The sequence below is a fragment of the Paenibacillus sp. BAC0078 genome (assembly GCF_054483875.1).
In genome coordinates, this window is the sequence record NZ_JBTLRW010000017.1 from 26583 (window position 1) to 48643 (window position 22061).

General features: G+C 45.4%; 14 protein-coding genes and 1 pseudogene. 14 read left to right on the plus strand and 1 reads right to left on the minus strand.

Annotated features, from left to right (window positions below; all coding sequences use genetic code 11):
- Positions 1 to 12 precede the first annotated feature (12 nt).
- Both ACX1DY_RS24300 and ACX1DY_RS24305 read left to right on the plus strand, forming a co-directional pair.
- On the plus strand, positions 13 to 669 hold the full coding sequence (locus ACX1DY_RS24300; protein ID WP_458966860.1) for an IS630 family transposase: 657 nt from the start codon (positions 13 to 15) through the stop codon (positions 667 to 669).
- Positions 670 to 956: 287 nt separating this feature from the next.
- Positions 957 to 1238 (plus strand): annotated as a pseudogene (locus tag ACX1DY_RS24305) (sigma factor); the annotation flags it as partial.
- 20 nt (positions 1239 to 1258) lie between these two features.
- On the opposite strand, the gene ACX1DY_RS24310 reads toward ACX1DY_RS24305, so the two are convergent.
- Positions 1259 to 1387, minus strand: coding sequence for an AraC family transcriptional regulator (locus ACX1DY_RS24310; protein WP_458966861.1), 129 nt, complete (start codon positions 1385 to 1387; stop codon positions 1259 to 1261).
- Here ACX1DY_RS24310 and ACX1DY_RS24315 point away from each other — a divergent pair.
- The 12 genes from ACX1DY_RS24315 to ACX1DY_RS24370 all read left to right on the plus strand — a co-directional run bounded on the left by ACX1DY_RS24315 (position 1387) and on the right by ACX1DY_RS24370 (position 21974).
- Complete coding sequence (locus ACX1DY_RS24315; RefSeq protein WP_458966773.1) at positions 1387 to 1974, plus strand: SDR family NAD(P)-dependent oxidoreductase; 588 nt, start codon at positions 1387 to 1389, stop codon at positions 1972 to 1974. The genes ACX1DY_RS24310 and ACX1DY_RS24315 overlap by 1 nt on opposite strands.
- A 269-nt stretch (positions 1975 to 2243) precedes the next feature.
- On the plus strand, positions 2244 to 4454 hold the full coding sequence (locus ACX1DY_RS24320; RefSeq protein WP_458966774.1) for an MMPL family transporter: 2211 nt from the start codon (positions 2244 to 2246) through the stop codon (positions 4452 to 4454).
- A gap of 299 nt (positions 4455 to 4753) precedes the next feature.
- The gene (locus ACX1DY_RS24325) at positions 4754 to 5653 is read left to right on the plus strand and encodes a diacylglycerol/lipid kinase family protein (protein ID WP_458966775.1); all 900 of its coding nucleotides are present in this window, start codon (positions 4754 to 4756) and stop codon (positions 5651 to 5653) included.
- Between the two features lie 114 nt (positions 5654 to 5767).
- Positions 5768 to 6961, plus strand: coding sequence for a sensor histidine kinase (locus tag ACX1DY_RS24330; protein WP_458966776.1), 1194 nt, complete (start codon positions 5768 to 5770; stop codon positions 6959 to 6961).
- Positions 6958 to 7611, plus strand: a complete 654-nt coding sequence (locus tag ACX1DY_RS24335) for a response regulator (protein WP_458966777.1) — start codon at positions 6958 to 6960, stop codon at positions 7609 to 7611. Before ACX1DY_RS24330 ends, ACX1DY_RS24335 begins: the two co-directional genes overlap by 4 nt.
- A 269-nt stretch (positions 7612 to 7880) precedes the next feature.
- Positions 7881 to 8822, plus strand: a complete 942-nt coding sequence (locus ACX1DY_RS24340) for a carbohydrate ABC transporter permease (RefSeq protein WP_458966778.1) — start codon at positions 7881 to 7883, stop codon at positions 8820 to 8822.
- Positions 8823 to 8825: 3 nt separating this feature from the next.
- On the plus strand, positions 8826 to 9638 hold the full coding sequence (locus ACX1DY_RS24345; RefSeq protein WP_458966779.1) for a carbohydrate ABC transporter permease: 813 nt from the start codon (positions 8826 to 8828) through the stop codon (positions 9636 to 9638).
- Between the two features lie 42 nt (positions 9639 to 9680).
- Positions 9681 to 12053, plus strand: a complete 2373-nt coding sequence (locus ACX1DY_RS24350) for a glycoside hydrolase family 65 protein (RefSeq protein ID WP_458966780.1) — start codon at positions 9681 to 9683, stop codon at positions 12051 to 12053.
- Between the two features lie 118 nt (positions 12054 to 12171).
- Positions 12172 to 13935 carry a sensor histidine kinase gene (locus ACX1DY_RS24355; RefSeq protein ID WP_458966781.1) on the plus strand — a complete coding sequence of 588 codons (1764 nt, stop codon included), beginning with the start codon at positions 12172 to 12174 and terminating at the stop codon, positions 13933 to 13935.
- Positions 13935 to 15590, plus strand: coding sequence for a response regulator (locus ACX1DY_RS24360; protein WP_458966782.1), 1656 nt, complete (start codon positions 13935 to 13937; stop codon positions 15588 to 15590). Before ACX1DY_RS24355 ends, ACX1DY_RS24360 begins: the two co-directional genes overlap by 1 nt.
- 109 nt (positions 15591 to 15699) lie before the next feature.
- Entirely contained in the window at positions 15700 to 16977 is a 1278-nt protein-coding gene (locus ACX1DY_RS24365; protein ID WP_458966783.1) for an extracellular solute-binding protein, read from the plus strand.
- 26 nt (positions 16978 to 17003) lie between these two features.
- Positions 17004 to 21974 carry an S-layer homology domain-containing protein gene (locus tag ACX1DY_RS24370; protein WP_458966784.1) on the plus strand — a complete coding sequence of 1657 codons (4971 nt, stop codon included), beginning with the start codon at positions 17004 to 17006 and terminating at the stop codon, positions 21972 to 21974.
- Positions 21975 to 22061: the final 87 nt, after the last annotated feature.

Consider the following 22061-nt stretch of genomic DNA (forward strand, 5'->3'; position numbering starts at 1 on the left):
AAACAATGGTGTATTCCCGCCAAATCCAGCGCCGAATTTGTCGCCCGAATGGAGGATGTTTTGGAGACGTATGCCCTGCCTTACGATCCTGAAATCCCGCTGATCTGTATGGACGAGCAGCCGGTTCAGCTTTTGGAAGATTCCCGTCCGTCAGAACCGATGAAACCTGGGCAAGTGCAGCGCGAAGATTATGAATACGTACGAAAGGGAAGCTGCAGTGTGTTTTTGTTTACTGAACCTTTAGCCGGATGGCGCCACGTACATGCAAGCGAAAGACGAACGAAAGCAGATTGGGCACTTCAAATCCAGGAATTACTGGATATTCACTATCCCGACGCGAAACGGGTTCGGCTCGTCATGGACAACTTGAACACGCACACGATCTCCTCGTTATATGAAACGTTTCCGCCAGAACAGGCCTTATCTTTAGCGAAACGATTGGAAATCCACTACACCCCCAAGCATGGAAGCTGGCTAAACATGGCCGAAATTGAACTGAGCTCGCTGACGATCCAGTGTCTGGACCGGCGCATCGGCTCTATAGAACAATTGCAACGCGAAATCACGGCATGGGAAGTCGACCGTAACCAGGCACAGAAGTCCGTGGAGTGGCACTTTACCACTCAGCAGGCTAGAGGCAAATTGAAACATTTGTATCCTGAAATTTGATGCGGTCAAGGTACTAGGGGATGTTCGACTTGGTGGTCATCATATTGAAACCGAGGATATTATTAGGCGGAATGTAACGAGCATGAACAATCTCTTATCTCACATGGACCCAATAGATCTATTAGTCGTTATTGATAATAGTCAAGCAGATGGTGAAATTATTCTTGGTACAGATAAAAATCGAATAAAATATTATTCAGATGAATTGCCTGAATGGGTGCAAATAATTGATCACAATTACAGGCGAGGGACAAAACAAAAAAGTAAATCCTTTCGAATCGGAACCGATCGAATGGTTTACTTTTTTTACATCACATCGTGTCCATAACCTCAAGAAATTCGACAACACCGGCGAAGACATGGAGGACCTGATCTCCATAGGCACGATTGGTCTGATCAATGCCATCGAGAGCTATCGCCCGAATAAAGGCACGAAGCTGGCCACTTTTGCCGCTCGTTGTATAGAGAACGAAATTCTGATGCACTTGAGATCGCTCAAGAAAACCCGCAAGGACGTTTCCCTGCATGATCCTATAGGTACGGACAAAGAAGGTAATGAAATCAACCTAAGCTGCAGAGTATTCCCAATTTATGAAAGCGTTGACAATGAAGCTTCATGGGAGCAGGTTGAAGCGGCCGATTTTCCCACTCTAAAAGCTGTAGGTGTGACGCCATATGCCTTTTTAAAAACACGATTGAAATAGCTTATACTGTCAATTGCATTTGCTTATTAATGCTTGTGGTGCAGTCTATTTTAAGAAGGAATTGACGGCTGACGGGATTGATCGTATGTTCGCGGTCAATGTGCTTAGTCATTATCTGCTGACTAACCGGCTGCTCGACATCCTCCAGGAAAGCGGACCTGCACGCGTCATTACAGTGTCGGGTAACCCTAGATTTCTGAAGAATCCCGTCATTAACTTCGATGATATTCAAATGGAGCACCAGTATAGCACGATGCGTGCCGTCAGCCAGTCGCTGTTCGCCAGGACGATATTTGCTTTCGAATTGGCAAAGCGTTTGGAAGGAACGGGAGTGACCTCCAACGCTTTTTATCCAGGATTTGTGAAATCCAATCTCGCGAGGAACGCGCCTTGGTATTTGAGGGCCGCTGCACCTCTCATGAATGCACGTGTCAAAGCAGAATGCGGGATCGGGGTTTATCTGGCGTCTGCAAAAGAAATAGAGCGCGCAAATGGCGTATTCTTCGATGATAAGAAGCAGATCGTACCGATTCACACCAAGTTTGATAATGGAGCGGGCAACAAACTGTGGACCTTGTGCGAAGGGCTGACAAGTTACTAATCGCGCCAGATTCTTTGAGAAATTCCAACAAAATAATGTATTTGTAGCACATAAAAAGAAATGGATAGAGATTCAGATTGTTTTCTGAAACCTCTATCCTTTTTATTTTGCAATAAAATGTCTAACATTGTGGGGCTTTTTCTTTTTGACTAAAAGGCTGCCCAAAAGGGCAGAGCGTGTCTGCCCTTTTGGACGATGGCAGAAGAACTCCCAATCTATAAGATTAGGGCACAGAGACAAACATTTAGCAAAGAGGAGACGATACTGAAATGGCAAAAATATTATACAGACTGGGGTTTTGGTCGGCGAAGAACCGGCTTAAAGTCCTTCTGGGAAGCATTACACTTTTGGTGGCAGCAGCTATTGTGGCGCTGTCGATGGGAGTCCATTTTGGTGAGGAGACCTCTATTCCCGGGCTTGCCTCGCAAAAAACACTGGAGGTTATGGAAAAGGAATTTCCAAACCCGCAGAGTGGACTCGGTAAAGCCCAACTGGTGCTGAAGGCTCCGGACAATGAAACGTTATCCTCTGAGGCCGCAAAGCAGCTCATTACCGCCAAACTCAAGGAAGTGGCAGCAGATCCGGAGATTGCCTCAGTCGTAAGCCCGTATGATAACCATTCGTTGAATGCGGACAGCACCATCGGCTATGCCGCAATCACTTATAAAGTGCCGGGTGATGAAGTAACACAGGAATCGAAGGATTCACTTGACCAGATTGCGGATACCTTACGGGATGCTGGCTGGCAGGCTGAATTGATCGGAGACGGCTATGTGAAAATGGCAACCAGCAGTCCGACGGAAGGGCTCGGGGTACTGCTGGCCCTGGTAATCCTTGCAGTAGCTCTAGGTTCTATCATTTCGGGCGTTTTGCCGATTCTTACAGCGGGTTTAGGCCTTGGCTTCGGCATTATGCTGATTATTATCGGAACGAGTATGCTTGACATTCCTTCGTTTGCTTTGTCGCTGGCCGGTATGCTGGGACTGGCCGTAGGCATAGATTACGCACTGTTTATTATTGCCAGATACCGTCAGCAGCTTGCAGAAGGCTATGAACGACGTGAAGCAATTGCCATTGCGAACGGAACGGCCGGGAGTGCGGTTGTGTTTGCCGGAGTAACGGTCATTATCGCTCTGGTCGGTTTTTCCTTCGTTGGAGTACCGTTCCTTACGGCTATGGGTATGGCTGGTGCACTTACTGTATTTACCGCAATACTTATGACGATATTCGTTGTACCTGCGATTTTGGACCTGCTGGGGGGCAAGGTTAAAGCGCCTGCCAAGCGGGCAGGAAGCAAACAGAAGCCGGAGAGCCGCGGTAATTTGTGGGGGAGATTTGTTACCGGTCAGCCTTTAGTAGCTGTCATGCTGGGTATAGCGCTGCTGGCAACCATTGCTCTGCCGTTCTTCCACATGGAGACGGGTCTTGGAAATGATGGCCATAAATCGCCGGATAAAACCGAACGCCGGGCCTATGATCTTCTTTCTGAAGCATATGGCGAAGGGTATCATGGACCGTTAGTGATTTTGGCTGAAACGGATGGCGGGAAAGAGGCTGCGGCCAATCTCAATAAGGTGATTGAGGAAGTAAAAACTTATCCCAATGTTGCGATGGTAAACCCGGCGGTCACCGCGCCTTCCGGAAAAGTATCGCTGATTACAGTTATGCCAACAACAGGCCCTAATGATTCAGCAACCATAGACCTTGTCCATCTGATTCGTGATAAGGCACCGGAAATAGAGCAGCAGGATCATATCAAGATTGGTGTAACCGGCAGCACGGCAGTCAATATAGATATCACGCAGAAATTGAATCAAGCCTTGCCTAAATTCTGCCTGATCATTGTCGGGCTGGCCTTTGTATTGCTTATGCTGGTGTTCCGTTCGATTCTGGTTCCTATTAAGGCAGTACTCGGATTTATCCTGTCGCTCGGCGCAACCTTGGGTTTTGTCACCTATGTTGTTCAGGACGGCCATTTCCAGGATCTATTCGGGTTCTATGCCAAGGCCCCGGTGTTTAATTTCCTGCCGATCATTGTAGTCGGTGTTCTGTTCGGCTTGGCGATGGATTACGAAGTATTCCTGGTCAGCCGGATGCGCGAGGAATTCAAGAAGAGCGGAGATGCCAAAAAATCCGTTCTTGCCGGTATCCGCCACAGCGGCGGAGTCGTAACAGCAGCAGGACTCATCATGGTTGCCGTCTTTACCGGATTCATTCTGGCAGAGGAGCCTATGGTTAAGGTCATGGGTCTGGCGCTTGCCTTTGGTGTTCTCTTTGATGCTTTTATCGTCCGGATGCTCATCGTTCCCGGGGTAATGACCTTGCTTGGGAAGTCGGCCTGGTATTTTCCGAAGTGGCTGGACCGCCTGCTTCCGAATCTCGATGTGGAAGGTGAGGGAGTGATGGAGGAAGTAGAGAAGAAACAGCGGGACTTTGCGAAGGAATCTAACATCAGATTTTTGGCTAAGCCATTAGAATAGCTTGGCTTAAGAAGCGGCAGGCATTGATTAGAACAACATTCAATGCCCGCCGTATTTTCATCTATGGATTGTTGAAAAACTGGAGGGGGTACAGACGAAGAACGGGCGAGAGTGAGAAACTCTTGTCCTTTTTTTATATATTGAGAACCTCCGGACGTACTGCCCAAAAGGGCAGACTCAAGCTCCCTTTCGGACGATGTTGCCCGATCTCCAGTATTGTAAGATGAGGATGCAGCAAAGATATAGATGGTATTCAACGAGAGAACTTAAATATAAGATGAAGGGAACTTCGATATTATATGAGACTAAAAATGATTATAAATCCAGTTTCGGGACATATTAAGGCGCGTAACATCATTGCTGACGTAATTGACCATTTGAAAAGAAAGCATGCATTAAAAGATAAAGATATTTTCTTTACCTCCCTGAGTAGTAAACCAATTGAAAAATCTTTTTTCGACCAATGCGATGTAATTGTAGTGGCTGGTGGTGACGGAACGCTTCATTATGCTGTCAATTCTATAAAACAACTTGGTATAGATAAACCAGTCGCATATCTTCCAACAGGAACTGTAAATGATTTTGGGAATTGTTTGAGTCTGCCATACACGGCGGAAAAGTTTTGTGAAATGCTGGAAGGAGCGAGAATAAAAAAGATTGATCTTGGTTTAGCCGGAGATGAATATTTTCATTATGTGGTTGCCGGAGGTGCAATAAATACAATTAGCTATACTACCAATCAATATTTGAAAAACATGTTTGGAGAAAAGGCCTACTATTTATCTGCTGTTCCTAAGCTAGCCAAAATATTTCAAGGCACACACATAAAGATAGAGAGTGATGAACTGCATAAAGAGCAAGAAGCACTATTATACCTGGTTACTAATTCGTCTGTAGTAGGCGGACATGAGGGAATGGTCCCGGGTGCAAGAATGGATGACGGGCATCTTCACGTACTTGTTATAAAGAAAAGCTCGTTATTTAACACCATACAGCTATTATTTGATATTAAAAATGGCACACACATTGGACGTTCAGATGTTCTATATTTTAAAACCAAACGATTAAGCATTACGCAATTTGATCTAAATGCAGCCCATATTGGAATTGATGGCGAGAAGCGCAGCAGTTCAATTGAAAATATAGAGATTGTCCCACAAGGTCTCGCAATAATCGTACCTTCGAAAGAGATTGCGTAGGATGAATACACAATCTTAATAGCGCTACTGATCATACATGAAGATAATAAAGGAGAGCCCGATGAAAAGTAGAGAAGAGAGAAGCTAAGCTTGGTCCAGATGAGGGGGAAGAAATTGAACGAAAAAAACGGAATGCAGAGTATTAGCGATTTATTCGCTTCAAGGCTGCCGACTTTAATTTGGGTATCAATCGTATATGCTGGAACCATGATATTGCAATTTCTTAAGGAACCCTTGATTTTAGAGAGTGCTGTATTTACAAGTTTATTTACAATTCACGTATTATTACATTGGAACTCCTACAGAGTCACAAACAAAAAATTCTGGATTTACTTCTCAGTTCAAGCAGCTTTAATCTATTTGTGTGCCATTTTAATGCGAGACGGGTATCAGGCGGTTTTAATCGGGCTGCTGCCTGTACTGATAGCTCAGAGCCTTAGCTATTCATTCCGTGTGAAGAGAGTAGTGTTCGTTTCACTGATCAGTATTATTGTTTTTTTTGATTCTGCTCTGACTGTGGGGGATAGGGATGAACTGATCGTGTTTCTTCCTATTTTTGTTCTGATGCTTATTATTGTGCTGGCTTATGCAATATTATTCTTCAAGCAGGTTCAAGAGCGGCTCAGAGTTCAGAGCTTTCTGGAGGATTTGAGAGAAGCCCATGAGAAGGTAGAGGAATTAACCCTTGCGAATGAACGCCAGCGTATGGCGCGGGATTTGCATGATACACTGGCACAGGGTGTCGCCGGACTCATTATGCGGCTTGAGGCTGCAGATGCCCATATGTCACAAAATCATCCGGAGCGGGCACAAGAAATTATTAGGCAGTCCATGCAGCAGGCACGCCGGACATTGGCTGAAGCCCGGAGAGCGATTGATAATTTGCGGTCAAAATCAGCTCCAGAGTTAGATTTCAAAGAGGCAATTGCCGATGAAATTGAACATTTTAGAGAGGCTACGGGTATCGTCGTATCCACGGATTACCGTTTGAATAAACGATTGTCCAGAATGCAGATGGAACACAGCTTGCATATTGTTAAAGAATGTCTGACTAATATTGCCCGCCATGCAAAGGCTGATAAAGTATGGGTATTTGTTTTTGCGCAAAACGACAGGCTAATCATTGAAATTAGGGATAATGGTATCGGATTTAAAACAGATGATATTGGCAAGGATGCCGGACACTATGGGTTACTGGGCATTAATGAGCGGGTAAGACTAATAGGAGGAGAAATTTACGTGAACAGTAACCCGGAAGGAACTAGTGTTAAACTGGAAATACCATTCATTGAAGGAGAACACAAATGAATTTATATAAGATTCTGATTGTAGATGATCATTTTGTTGTCCGGGAAGGATTGAAGCTGATTCTGGAGACCAGCGAGCAGTTTCAAGTCGTTGGTGAAGCCGAGAACGGTTCACAGGCTCTGCCAATGATTAAGGAACTGCAGCCGGACGTAATTCTGATGGACTTGAATATGCCAGTTATGGGCGGACTGGAAACCATGCAAGAGTTAAGGAACCAAGAATGCTCAATTCCGGTGATCATTCTTACGACCTATAACGAAGACGAATTAATGATCAGCGGTTTGGCCATGGGAGCGAAAGGTTATTTATTAAAAGATACCAGCCGTGAGAATCTTTTCAGAAATATTGAGTCGGCAGTACATGGAGAAACCTTGCTTTCAGCAGATATTATGGAACGCGTAATTACAGCCAAGGCACATGAGAAAGGTTCAATCTCTTCTCAAAATGAAGCTACTCCTTTGACCGACAAGGAAATAAGCATTCTACAAGCTGTTGCCAGGGGGTTCAAAAGCAAAGTGATTGCCATTGATATGGGAATCTCCGAGCGTACAGTAAAAGCACATTTAACGACCATTTACAATAAACTTGGAGTAGATTCACGTTCTCAAGCGGTAGCTGTTGCACTTGAGCGGGGGATTTTGGAAAAGTAACATTGAAGGCTTCTGGAATAATGAAGGAATGTCTACGAAATAACCGCTTTTAAAAGCAAACTCTAACAATAGAGTGATCAGAAGGCAACTTGTCTGCGGATGAGTTGCTTTTTTTTAATTACAATTAGGGGGCACACCGTTTTTTCTATTTTATTTCCAGTTGAAAAGGTCCAAGTAAAAATCCTCGGCGTCAAGTAAATATCCTCTGTTTTCGCAGGTTCTGCCACCTCTTATGATGTAAACAGGGAAACTTGAAGGAGGATACAGAGATGGAGCATGGCAGAGAGGCAAATTTGAAAGCGGGGCGTTCAGCATCACAAATATGGTTGAGGTTAGCTTCTTCATCTAAATTTGTAGGTTATTTATTCGTAGCGCCTATCCTTATTTTTATGGGGATTTGGTTTTACTATCCTTTATTAAGGTCTTTTGTATACAGCTTTCAGGATATCAGCTTCTTAAATCCCGATGCTGCAACATTTATCGGCTTGCGAAATTATACAGAGATGCTGAAAGACAGTGACTTCTGGGGAGCATTAAAAAATTCTGCGATTATAACGGTGATTGCGGTGCCGCTGCAGTCCGCTATTGCCTTGCTTATCGCCGTGGGTCTGAACAAAATTACCCGCTTGAAGACGACGTTCCGCACATTGTTCTACCTGCCTTACATCACATCCACAGTGGCGGTTACGACCGTATTCATGTATTTATTTATGCAGCAGGATGGGATTGCGACGAAATTTTTTACGCTGTTCGGAATGGAGGACGTATCCTGGTACGCCAGTACGAAATATGCGCTGCCATTCTTAATATTGATTACTGTTTGGACCTATATAGGTTTCTATGTAGTGGTGTATTTGGGCGGCTTACAGAACATTCCTTATGATATCTATGAATCGGGAATGGTAGATGGTGCCAATGCTTGGCAGCGCCTCCGGTATATCACGATTCCGATGCTGAAGCCGACAACTTTTCTTGTTTTGACCTCCGGGTTGATTTATGCGCTGCAGCTGTTTGACCAGCCCTATGCACTCGCCCGAAACGGTTCACTGGGCAGTCCCGCCGGAGCAACGAGTACCATTGTGATTTATTTTTACAGTCAGGCGTTCAGCTTCAACCGGGCCGGATATGGCAGTGCGGCGGCATTCATCATCTTTGCACTGATTATCCTCTTAACCATCATTCAAAAACGCTTTGTAAAGGAGGATATTTAAGAGATGAGTAATCCGGGAAAGTCAATTATCCGCTATGTCCTGTTATCTTTATGCTCCATCTTTTTCATCATCCCTTTTGGCTATGCCATATACACCTCATTATTAGGCAAAAGCGACATCGGCCATTGGGTTGGTGTGGCCCGGTTGACCTTGGAGAACTATAAAGATGTATTTGTGAACTCTGATATGACGGTCTGGTATTTTAACTCCATTGTTGTTACACTCGGCATCCTGGTGGGCAATCTCGTTATTAACACGATGGCAGCCTATTCTCTATCCAGATTGAACTATCCCGGGCGCGGACTGATCTTTTTTATCATTATCGGTATGATGATGATTCCGTATCAGGTCACGATTATTCCAATCTACTCCATGATTGTGAAGTTAGGCTGGCTGAACAGCTATCAGGGTCTGATTATTCCATTTATGTTCCAAGGTTTCCTTGTCTTTCTGATGCGGCAATTTATGATGAGTATTCCCAAGGAATTGGAAGAGGCGGCAGAGGTAGACGGTCTGACCAAAATCGGTATCTTCTTTCGAATTATTCTGCCTTTGTCCAAGGGAGCGATCGGGACACAGATTATATTCAGCTTTACGGGAACCTGGAATTCGTTCGTATGGCCGGTCACGCTGGTAAACGACAGCCGATGGTATGTATTGACGGTGGGACTGAATACGCTCAAGAACCGTTATTTTGAATGGCCCAACCTGACAATGACCGGGGTTGTGCTGCTCACGCTGCCAATCATCATTGTGTTTCTGATCTTCCAGCGTCATCTTGTGCAAGGGATTGCAACGACGGGCCTGAAGGGCTGAGGAAAAAACAGACTGCCAAAGAAAGAGAGGGAGGTTACTCTTATGCTGAGATATGATATGGGCGAAGGAGAGCTGCGAAACTGGGTCATTGGCGAAGATTCATTTAATGTCCGGTATTTGGCCAAATATGAGGCGATTATGAGTTTGGGTAACGGATATATGGGGGTTAGATCCTGTACGGAGGAGTCCTACCCCAAAGAAACCCGCAATTGTTTTGTTGCCGGAACATTTAATATATCCGGTGCCTCAGAGGTAACAGAGCTGCCTAATATCGCAGATGTTACGGAGTTGGGCATTTGGCTAGACGGTGAAGGTTTTCACTTGGAAAAAGGAAATGTTGAAGAGTATTCGCGTACCTTGAATCTCCACACGGCTGAACTGAACCGCCGTGTCATTTGGCGCAATGACCGAGGAAATAGCTTTGAAATGGTCTTCCGCAGATTCGTGTCGTTACATAATAAGCATTTGCTGGGCATGCGGGTCGAGTTGACACCATGTACGGCAGCTGCAGAAATCTCTATACGCTCCGGAATTAACGGGCAGGTTACAAATTCCGGAGCACAGCATTTTGCAGAAGGAGATAAGCGCATTCATGATAAACAAATTATTCAGTATGCGGCCGTAACAACAGAGTCCAATATTCATGTAGTAACTCATTGCCATCACCGTTTTCTGGTAGATGACTCGGAGGTTGCCGCAGAGCCGCGTCTATCCATAGAGCGGAGAAAGGTGTCAACAGAGTATACGTTTCGGGTTGAAGCAGGTCAGACCTTGGTGTTTGAGAAAATTGCGAACATTCATACCTCGCTGGATCTTGAGCACGGGCAGCAGGAAGACGCGAAGCTGTGTGAGGTTTCACTCTATGAATTGCGTCTTGAGGCCATGAAGGGTTACGGGAAGCTTCTGCAGGACAGCGCAAAAGCGTGGCGGGAGAAATGGGCAGCGGTGGATATTAAGATCACGGGCTTGCAGGAGTTCGATCAGCTGGCGATCCGGTTCGCGCAATATCATCTTGTAATTATGGCTCCGGCGCATGATAACCGTTTTGGCATTGCTGCGAAAGGCTTGACGGGCGAAGGTTACAAAGGCCATTCCTTCTGGGACACAGAGATTTTCATTCAGCCCTACTTCTTGTTCACCGACCCTGGTATGGCCCGCAATCTGGTTGAATACCGGTATCATACCTTGGACGGAGCTCGCCGGAAAGCGAAGGAGAACGGCTACAGAGGAGCAATGTATCCCTGGGAATCTGCCCTGACCGGAGACGAAGTGACGCCGGAATGGGGACCCGTGGATGTGGTAACAGGAACACCTACCAGGATATGGACGGGATTGATTGAACAGCATATTACAAGCGATGTGGCTTACGGGGTGTGGCAGTACTATTTGGCTACGGGGGATCAGCTCTTCATGGATACGAAAGGGTACGAGATGATCATGGAGACAGCCACCTTCTGGGCAAGCCGCCTGACCTGGAATGATACGCGTAAATGCTTTGAAATCAAAGATGTAATCGGACCGGATGAATACAAGGAGCATGTTGACAATAATGCTTTTACAAACTATATGGCGCATTGGAACTTACAGACAGCTATTGCTTGTTATGAGAAACTGCAGCACGATCCATCTGGTATGTGGATACAGCTGAGAGACCGGCTGGAGCTGGATAAGGCTTATGGAGAGTGGAAACAGAAGGCAGAGAACATTTATCTGCCCCGGCCCCGGGAGAAGGATTTGGTTATTCCGCAGGATGATACCTATCTGAGCAAAAAGCTCATTGATTTAACGAAGTACCGCAATCAGCAAGAGGTGGCTCTGATCCTGGAAGATTATAATATGGATCAAGTGAATCAGATCCAAGTGTCCAAGCAGGCGGATGTAATGGTGCTCTTTTACCTCCTTGAGCATAGTTTTAGCTATGAGGTGAAGCAGGCGAACTGGAAGTATTATGAGCCGATGATGCTCCATGATTCTTCACTCAGTATGGCAACTCACAGCATTCTGGCCTCGGATCTGGGAGAATCGGAGCTTGCATACCGGCTCTTCAAACTGGCGGCAGGCATTGATCTTGGCCGGAACATGAAGTCATCCGATCAAGGCATACACACAGCGTCCATCGGCGGAATATGGAAGTGTGTCGTGTTCGGTTTTGGCGGAGTGCGTGCGCTGGGTGGTCAGCTTCGAATCCAGCCGCGGCTTCCGGAAGAATGGGATTCTCTTTCTTATCCTTTATATTGGCAGGGTGATCTTTTGACGATTCATATCACGCATGATGCTGTTAAGGTTACGAGGCTGACCGGGCTGAATGCTTCTCTCCACCTGTCGATTGAGGGACAGAATTATTCGCTGGAAGCTAAAGAATCTATTACCGTTACTTTAACAAAGAGGGGCGAGCCGCTTAAGCAGTTCGATTAAAGCTATCTATTTGTCGAATTTTATCACAAAGTGTAATATGCTATGATTGATTCCGAAAATGCGGACTCAATCTTTTTTTAAATATACGTTTCTACTTGCAGCGAACGGTGGGGAGCCAATGAGATTAATCAAGTTCAAGGATCGCAGCATGAATCAGAAGCTGTTTCTTACCTATGTGTTTTTGATCATTATTCCGCTTATATTAATCGGTTCCATCTCCTACTACTATTCGATTTCTTTTCTGGAAGGAAGAATTGTAAATTCATTTAAGGAACTGAACAGGCAGATGACGACAAGTACAGATGCATTTTTGAAGAACATGCTTCGTGTCTCGGAGAGCCCATTCTACGATCAGGAGCTCCTGAATATTTTGTCGAAAGATTATGGGACCTTTGAGTACCCGATCTATGAGAAATCTTCTGATTACAAATATATTAATGACGAATTCTTCCGGAACATATTTCTATTTAACAGCGATATTGATTCTCTCGTTATTTATGCGGACAACAACGAAGTGGCGTACCGTAAAGGCTACCAGGTTATTTATAACTATGATTATAAGCCGTTTGACGAACCATGGTTCCGGCAAATTGAGGAAAAACGGGGACAGCCGGTCGTAGTGGGCCTTCATTCGGAGAAACAGATCAGCATGGGCAGCTCCGTGATGTCCGTGGGGCAGGTCATCGTTGATCCGGCTACCAATCAGAAGCTGGGTACGTTTATCGTGAACTTCCAGGATGGCGCACTCCGCAGATTATATCAGGGGCTGAACCCCGGTCCCGAAGCGGAACAGCTGATTGTAGATGAGAATAATAAAATTCTGTTCAGTACAGTCAGCAGGGCTATAGGTCTGAATTTAGAAGATCAGGTAAGGCGGGATGACCCGGAATACTATATTGTTCAGAATACCTCTGCAATCAGCGGCTGGAAATTCTATTCCGTTATTCACAAGCAAGCAATGTTCCACGAAGTATACCAGATCCGGAATTTTATCGCGATCATCGTGGGCATTACCATTATTACGGCCTTTTGCGTCGCACTCCTTGTATCCAGAGGAATTACGAACCCGATCAAACAATTAAGCCGAATGATGCGGAGAGTCGAAATAGGAGATTTTAATGTCAACATTGATATGAACAGACAGGATGAAATCGGGCGGCTCGGCTACGCCTTTAATGCGATGACCAAAGAAATTCAGCAATTGATTGCAAGGATCAAGGAAGAGGAACATCAGAAGCGGAGTGCAGAAATGAACGCATTACAAGCCCAGATCAATCCGCATTTTCTCTATAATACATTGTCAGTAGTAAGGTGGATGTCCCAGGCACAAATGGCGGATAACATCACTGAAACACTGGATTCACTGATTGGGTTGCTGGCCTTCTCCGCCCGAAATACGAAAGAGTTCATATCTATAGAAGAAGAAATGGCCTTCATTCAGAATTATGTATCCCTGCTGGAACTCAGGTACTACAACACCTTTGAGGCAACCTTTCGAATGGCTGATGAGGTCCTGCACTATCAGACACTGAAATTTATCGTGCAGCCGTTTGTTGAAAACGCTATATTCCATGGTTTTGCCGATGAAAAACGCACCTATCAATTAAGTATTGACGTCCGCCGCCATGAGAAGGGAGTCCGGTTTATGATCAAGGATAACGGAATTGGCATGAGTCAGGAGCAGATCGAACGGCTGATGGATAAGAGCAAAGGGCAGCAGGGGATGAACTCTATCGGCGTACGGAATGTTTCAGAACGTATACAGCTTCATTTTGGCCCTCAATATGGAGTGCAAATTCATACGTTATCCGGGGAAGGAACTACGATCTTCATAGATATTCCTGCATTAAAAGAACCTTCAGCCAAGGAGGGCATACGTTGATGAAGATCCTTATTGCGGATGATGAATCTTATATGAGAATGAGTTTGAAAACATCACTGAACTGGGAAGCGTATGGTTTTCAAGTGGTTGGGGATGCCGCTCACGGTGAGGATGCGCTGGCCAAAATCGCCGAGCTGAGGCCGGACATTGTACTTATGGATATCAAAATGCCGATTATGGACGGCCTGCAGGCATTGGAGAAGCTCCAGGGCTGGAATGATCCGCCAAAGGTCATTATGCTGAGCAGCTACAAGGAATTTGAATATGTGCGGGAGGGAATGCGCCTCGGTGCTTTGGATTATATCCACAAACCCAGCTTAAATGAGGCTGGCATATTTGATGCCTTGCGGCGTGCCCGGGAGACTATTATGCGGGAGCGGAAGCAAACGGATGAAATAGAGAATCTGCGGCAAAATGCTGAACGTGTCAAGCCAAATATGAAAGCGGTTTTTTTTAAGGAATGGTCGGAAGGAGCCATACGGCATACCTGGGAGATTGAAGAAAAAATAAAAGAATATGATATCCGGCTTCAGGAGCCCAATCTCGTGTGCTTTGCCCTTCATATTGACCAGTTCTCGAAAGTCAGGAAGAGATACAAACAGGATATGGAGTATTTGCTTTACTTTTCAATCCAAAATATCCTGGGTGAAGTCCTGCGCAAGTTCGACGAAGTGGAGTTTTTTCAGCACCGCCAGAACGGCTTTGCTATCCTTAAATCGTATTCCAGCCTTCGAAGCGCACAGAGTATTTACAATGAACAATGGAATCTGATTAAAACGGTGCAGAATGCCCTGCATAAATTCATGAATATAAATGTCAGCTTCGGAATCAGTGCGCTGCATCAGAGCTTATTGGATGCCCCCATCGCATTGAAAGAGGCGGAGAAGGTCCTGGAGAGCAATTTCTATGATAAAGAGTCGGGTGTGACTTTTTATCAATTGGAGGGCTCCGGCTCCGTACCAGGAAAGAAAGAGGATTTGAACAAACATGTGTTTGAAAAAAAGCTTCAGCAGATCAAACAAGAAATTGAAAATGAACAGTGGGAACAAATACTTGTATCTATGGAGCAGTTGTTTGAGGAACTCCGGCAGAACCGGCAGCTATCGAAACAGGAAATGCTGAGGATTGCAACGTATCTTCATTATGCGTTCAGCAGAGCCTGTGAAACAGAAGCAGGCCTCCCTATAGCCGGATTTCCTGCGGTTGAAGAATTCTTCGAAGCGGAAACCCAGCAGCAAATATACGAATTATTGATGCAAGAGGCAGAGTATGTCCAGTATAAGAAGAATCTGAATGCTGCTTCCCAAAAAATGAATCATAAAATCAGGCTGGTTATTGACTATATTCATGAATATTATGACCGGGATCTGAATTTGGAGGAATTGTCACATTACGCAGGACTGAATCATTCCTATTTGAGCCGCTTGTTTAAAGAACAAACAGGCATGGTTCTGATCCAGTATATCAATCAATATCGTGTGAACAAGTCATTGGACTTGTTGATTAACAGTACAATGAAGACCTATGAAATTGCGGAGAAGGTCGGTTTTAAAAGCACAGATAACTTTTATATCGCGTTTAAAAGACTGATCGGCTATCCCCCAAATGAGGTTCGCAAAAATCCGGATTTAATCCGCGAATCCGAAACGATGTAAAAATTTTCAGTCGCATGTAAAGATCCTCTGTTTAGCCGATATGTCCGATTCCTTATGATAAAAGTACGTTCAACAATGTTGGCGAATTGAATCGAAGGGGATTAAATAGATGAAAAAAGCAATGACACTCATACTGTGCTGCATCATGCTCACAGGTCTGCTGGCCGCTTGTGCTTCTAAAACAACCAATAATTCAGCAGAGGGGAAGACCAACGAAACACCTGCTGCATCGTCAACAGAAAAGCCTGCCGATCCGGTTGAAGTAAGTATGGCTTATTGGGCCAACTCCGCTGAACAAAAGAACTTCGAGTTTATGGTCAAAGGCATAGAAGAAAAATATCCGGAGGTTAAGGTGAAGCTTCAGCAGTACCCGACAAGCGATGAGTTCTGGAAGGCTGTACCGGCTGCTATTGCTGCAGGAGTGGGTCCCGACATTATTGCCATGTCCGATGAAGGGAACTACGAGTACATTGCGAAGGGTGTGCTTGAGCCTTTGGATGAGCTTATTAAGACAGTGGGATTTGACAAGAGCCGGATTACGACCTCACTGTATAAAGGCTGGACGGATAACGGTAAATTATACGGTATTCCTTATGACTCTTCCACTTCAATGCTCGCTATAAATAAAAAAATGTTCGATCAATCCGGCATTACCAAATATCCGGAGACGATGGATGAAATGCTGAAACTAGCTAAAGCGATGACAAAGGATGGCGTTAAAGGGATTGTAGGCAGTATTGATCCGTTCCATATCACGCAATATGTTCACGCTTTCGGCGGAGGCTGGAATTTCGGTAAGACCATCAACTCTGCAGAGAACGTTAAAGGCCTGCAGTTCTTCGTGGATATGTACCTAGAGTCCAAGGTAGCTATTGCACCGATAGAAATCGGCGCACCTTGGGACGGCGAGGTATTCTCGAAAGAAAAGGGAGCTATGTCAACAGCGGGACCATGGTATGTCGGTTATTTGAAAGAGGCAAATCCGAAGCTGGAAATGATCGCTTTGCCAATGCCTAAAGGTACAGTAGATGCACAAAGTGCTTACTCGCATGGACTTTCCATTCTTAAAGGAAGCAAGAATAAAGAAGCGGCTATGAAAGTTATTTCTTACGCATTGCGTGACGAAGCACAAGCCGATGCGATTGAAACTGTAGGCTATTCGCCTGCCGTATCGGCACTCCTTCCGAAATATCTGGAGAAATATCCTGAGCTAAAGCCTGTATTCGATAATATGGAAAAGGCGGGTATGCCTTTTGCTTATCCGGAACAGACCAAAGCATTCCATGCGGATCTGCTGAAAGGCGTGGAAGAAATCATCTTCAAAAACGGCAAGCTGCCTGTCAAGGAATTGCTTGATGAATTACAACAGAAGTATGGACAAAAGTAAGACAGAAACCGGATGGAGGTAATGCAATGCTCAGAATACCAGTCAAAAAAATGACAGCCGTGTTATTGCTGATCTCTCTGGTTATAACATCAGCTTCACTGGGCCAGCCTAATGTCGCCTATGGAGCAGACGGAACGGATGCCGGTACAGGGACCGCCGCACTTAATATCACCGAAAGTAAAGTACAAGGTGAATTTTCGCTTGATCTGTCACAGGTTGGCAATGTGGATTGGCTGCATCTGAAAGGAAACGGCCCGGATAACATCGTCCAGATTAAAAAGGCTGCTCCGAGCGCTGTAACGTTTAGCGTCTATGGAAACGATACTACGGGCACTGAGGGTAAGCCGGATAGGGGCGGTGACGGGAATTATCTGTCTTATTCCTGGAATGACGGTATGGCCGGGTATGAAAGGGCTGTCAAGGATACAGGGTTTGGTGTGTTTTTTCCAAAGAACAGGGACTCGGGAAAATACGAGAATGTAGGCTGGACAGTCAGGGTTTCACCACAGCCGCAGGAGTCGACGGTCGTATTTGGAATCGGGCTGTGGCAGTCTAAAGCTGCTGTGAAGATCTATGCAGACATGAACCTTGTTGAGACTAAGGAAATAAGTGCAGGAGGTACTTCGGAGGTTTACAAGTATCAAATAAAGGTGCCGGCCAATGTAGAGCTAAAAGTTGAAGGCCTGCAGACAGAAACCCTTTCACGATATGGAAATATGTCATTCTCAGGGCTGGCCGTAAGCAGCCGGGAGATGGCCGACAAAAGTGTTTTGCAAAATGAATATAATAAAGTGAAGGACAAACTTCAAGGTCTTTACACGGATGAATCCTGGAAGTACTTTGTAAATGCAAGAGAAGGGGCCAAGAGTATTCTGGAGAAAGCGGGCGCTTCTCAAGCGGAAATTGACAGTGCATTAGCCCTTCTCATTAGTACGCAAGCCGCTCTGGTAAAAAGAGAAACAAACCTTATGATTGATTTCACAGGCGCGGCAGAAAATGAATACGAATTTGGCAGCAGCGGGGATCAGCAGGACAGATATCAGACCTTTACGGCTGCTGAGAGCTTTGAAATGCAGTATGCACAAGTAAATGTGAGGAAAATGTCCAATAATGTAAGCGATTTAACCGTGAAATTATATGGGACAGATCAATCCGGATTACCAGCAGGTGCGCCTCTTGCAGAAACGGTAGTTAGCAGGGACCGTGTTGCGGATGGCGAAATGACCACCATTCCTCTCAGCTATAATCTCGCCGGTAATACACGTTATGCAATGGTCTTATCACAGAAAAATCTGTATTCCGGAAAATACCGCTGGATGGTAATGAAGAAGAATGGAGAAACAGCAACCGAGTATTTCGGCAAAAGTGTCTCGGGAGTCTTCAAATCAGAAGCACACCTAGGTACAGGAATATTAAGAATTATTAAAAAGTCGGACACGGATAGAACTGCCTTACAGGCCTTGATCAATGACATTGCAGCTTATAACTATAACAGCAAGCTGTATACAGTACAGTCATGGTCTGCCCTGGAAGCCGCACTATATAACGCCAACCTGTATGTAAATAATTTTGATGCAAAGCAGGACGAAATCAATGCGGCTCTCAGTCAATTACAGACTGCAAGGAATGGCCTGAAAATCAATATGGATATGGCTGCTTTTGCTGGCCAGATTGATAAAATTAGCCGGGCAGTTATTAAAGGCTACACCATCAGTTCCCTAAATGCCTTGAATGAGGCTGTAAAAGCCGCCAAGTCGCTGGACGCAAACGCTTCGGAAACCGAGAAGTTAGCTGCATTCTCCGCTGTATTGGAAGCGGTTCATAACTTAAAAGTCTCGGGCAAATATAAGTACGAGACCAATGAGCAAATGACAGCAGCCTTTGGTTTTGAAGGAGATAAGAATGCTTCCCTTGGATTTCTGGATGGCTCGTATCAAATTGGCGGAAGCCGTCCTGAACAGCATGGCCCTGTTGCCCCCAAACAAATGGTAACCTTCGGAGTGACCGATGTAAGCAACATTAAATGGACTAAAGGGGAAGGTTATTTACCGGTATTTGTCAGTGAATATACGAAAAATAAAATGGACTACAAAATTGAAACCTTCGCTAACAAACATACGGTAAACAACAAGGATTATGTTATCGACTATTCCAGAATAACGGTCACGAATCATTCAAGCGAAATCATGCTTTTGCCAGTGGTATCAGGAAATCTGGTTCCATTAAATGCGGCCGCTATAAATACGTATACAGTTGCGCCCGGTGAGAGCATTGTCAGAGAATACGCGATTGAAGCGGATAAATATGAATATTTCGATAAGAACGTTACCCAGTTTACTTCATTGACCATGGAGCAGGTGGCCGGTCAGGGAACGTTTGAAGATAACTACAATGAAATGAAAGACTACTGGCTAACCAGACTTTCAAAAGTAGTGGATATCGGTTTGCCGAATAAAGAGCTTGAGAATGCGTTCAAGTCAGGTTATATTGATACTCTGATTATCAAGGATGACAAGTTTCTGCATGTGGGTGAAAATGGATATGCCCGGTTATTTTCTCATGATACGCTGGGGATATTAGTGGACTTGATTCAGAGTGGGGATTTTGAATATGCGCAGGATTATTTGAAGAGTATCCCTCTGACAGGAGGAATCAATATTGAGACGGGTCAGGTGGACAGCAATCTGTATTGGGACACCAACTGGAAGATTCCATGGGCTTATGCTGTTTATTTAAGCAAGACTGGTGACGCCTCTATTTTTGATGAACAGATGACTGCTGAAGACGGATCTAACGGTACCGTATTTGAGAAGAGAGTTAAATTTGGTGCGAGAAGCATTGAAAGTGACCGCAACGCTGACGGGATTATGAAGAAAACGTATGCGATTGATTCGGAGGGGAATTGGACCATTGACAATTATTCCGCCCTGACCGGTCTGACCGCCTATGAATATCTAACCCGTGAATTATATCGTTTGAAGAATGACGAATATTATTTGCATGAGGCGGAGTGGGCAAAAGCCCGGTATGATGATTTATTAGAAAAATTCACAGCCAAATTGCAGCAAACGATAACGGATAAAGGGCTTGATTATATTCCGGCGTCGGTCGTGGAAAGCAATGACCAGAACCGCATGAAAGATTCAAGGGATGCGAACTGGGCTTCCATGTTCCTGTTCGGCAGATGGCACTGGGACGGATATTTGTACGGAGCGGAGCAGCCGGAAGATAATATTAACTTGAAGATGCTGGACGATACTTATACTTATGGAATAAACAGACGTATTCAGGAGGATACCACAGATTCTCCGTATAACTTCGGAGGTTACCCGCATGGCTTCTATTCAAGCGCATATAACGCCGGTTATGGAAGCGCTGCGCTGCGTGGAGAAGAATACCGGGATATGGGAATTAAAGCTTACGAATTCATGATTGAAAATTCAATGAGTGGACCGTTCAGCTGGTGGGAAGGCATTAATTATCCTGTCGCGGGAAGCCCTTGGGCACAAACGAATGATAATCTGAATATTCAAAATGCACCGGGCGGCGGCGGATCGGCACAGCATATGTGGGGGCAATCCGTTAATTCCAAGGTGCTCTTTGACTCCTTGATTGCCGAGAAAATTTATGACCAGAATCAAAAGTATGATATTATCGTGGGCCGCGGTATCCCTAAGGAGTGGGTCATAGATGCGGCGAAGAATAATAATGTAGTGGCAAGTGTGCAGAACTATCCCGCTCTTCAAGGCGGTAGAGTAGGATACAGTGTGGTAAGAAAGGACAATCAGCTAGTTGTTACATTTAACAGCGATCTGAATCAAGCTAAGATTGAGGCAAGTAAGGCCAGTTTTAGCGTTCAATTGCCTAGTATGGTGAACAACATCGCTGCTGTATCCACAGGCACAATGGATAACGAAAAAGGTATCGTTACTGTTCCGCTAAATACAGCCTCGGTAACGATCACTTTAGGCGATTTGCCTAAGCCGCTGGATGTGAACTTAGACAAGGATAGACTTGAGATCGGTTATGCGGCAGGGGATCTCAGTACCTCTGTAACGAAGAATGTTATTTTACCGGCTATAGGCGAGCATGGAAGTGTGATCACCTGGGCTTCAAGCAACCCCGGTATCATCTCTGGCACGGGGGAAGTTAAGCGCCCGGCCAGCACAACCGAGGTGACTCTGACAGCAATCCTTAAGAAAGATGGGACTGAGGCGCAGAAAAGTTTCGTGTTAACGGTTCTAAAGGCTGACAAGAAGCCTGACGGAGGCACGGATAATCCGGGCAACCCTGGCAACCCCGGCAACCCCGGCAACCCCGGCAAACCTGGCAACACGGGGAACAGCGGCAGTACAGGCAATTCGGGCAGCACCGCGGGTAATACGGTAATTCCCGGAACCATTGTCAACAATGACAGCACTGGTAATCCGGGCAATAACGGAACTACCAATCAGCCTAAGTTTAAGGATGTTGATAAGCATTGGGCTAAAGAGAATATCTTAACAGCGGTGGAACGTAATATAGTGAAAGGTTATGAAGACGGCACCTTCCGTCCGGACGGAGAGGTTACCCGCAGTGAATTTGCGGTAATACTTGGCCGTGCGTTAAATGTAAATCTTGAGCAATCCGGGCTTTCCTTCAACGATGAAGGCAGCATTCCGTCATGGGCGAAGCCGTATGTTGCAAATGCGGTTAAATCCGGCTGGATTACAGGTTACACAGATCAAACCTTCCGGCCTGATGGAAAGATTACGCGCTTAGAGATGATTGCAATGATCGTCCGGGCGCTGGACTGGAAGCCGGACTCGAAGGCAAAGGCGCCTTTTGCAGATGCGGAGCGCATTCCTTCATGGGGGCAGCCGTATGCAGCAGCCGCATATGATGCTGGTCTGATCGAAGGCAAGGACAATAACCGGTTGGCTCCAAATGATCAGGCGACGAGAGCGGAAGCCATAACAATGGTTCTTAGACTGATTAAGAAGGTTGAGCAGCAATAGACAGCCATGCCGCTCTTTCGCGGCACTTCAGACGATGAAATTTCATAGAAGGGCCTTGGGTTTGGCTTCGCCAAATTCGAGGCTTCC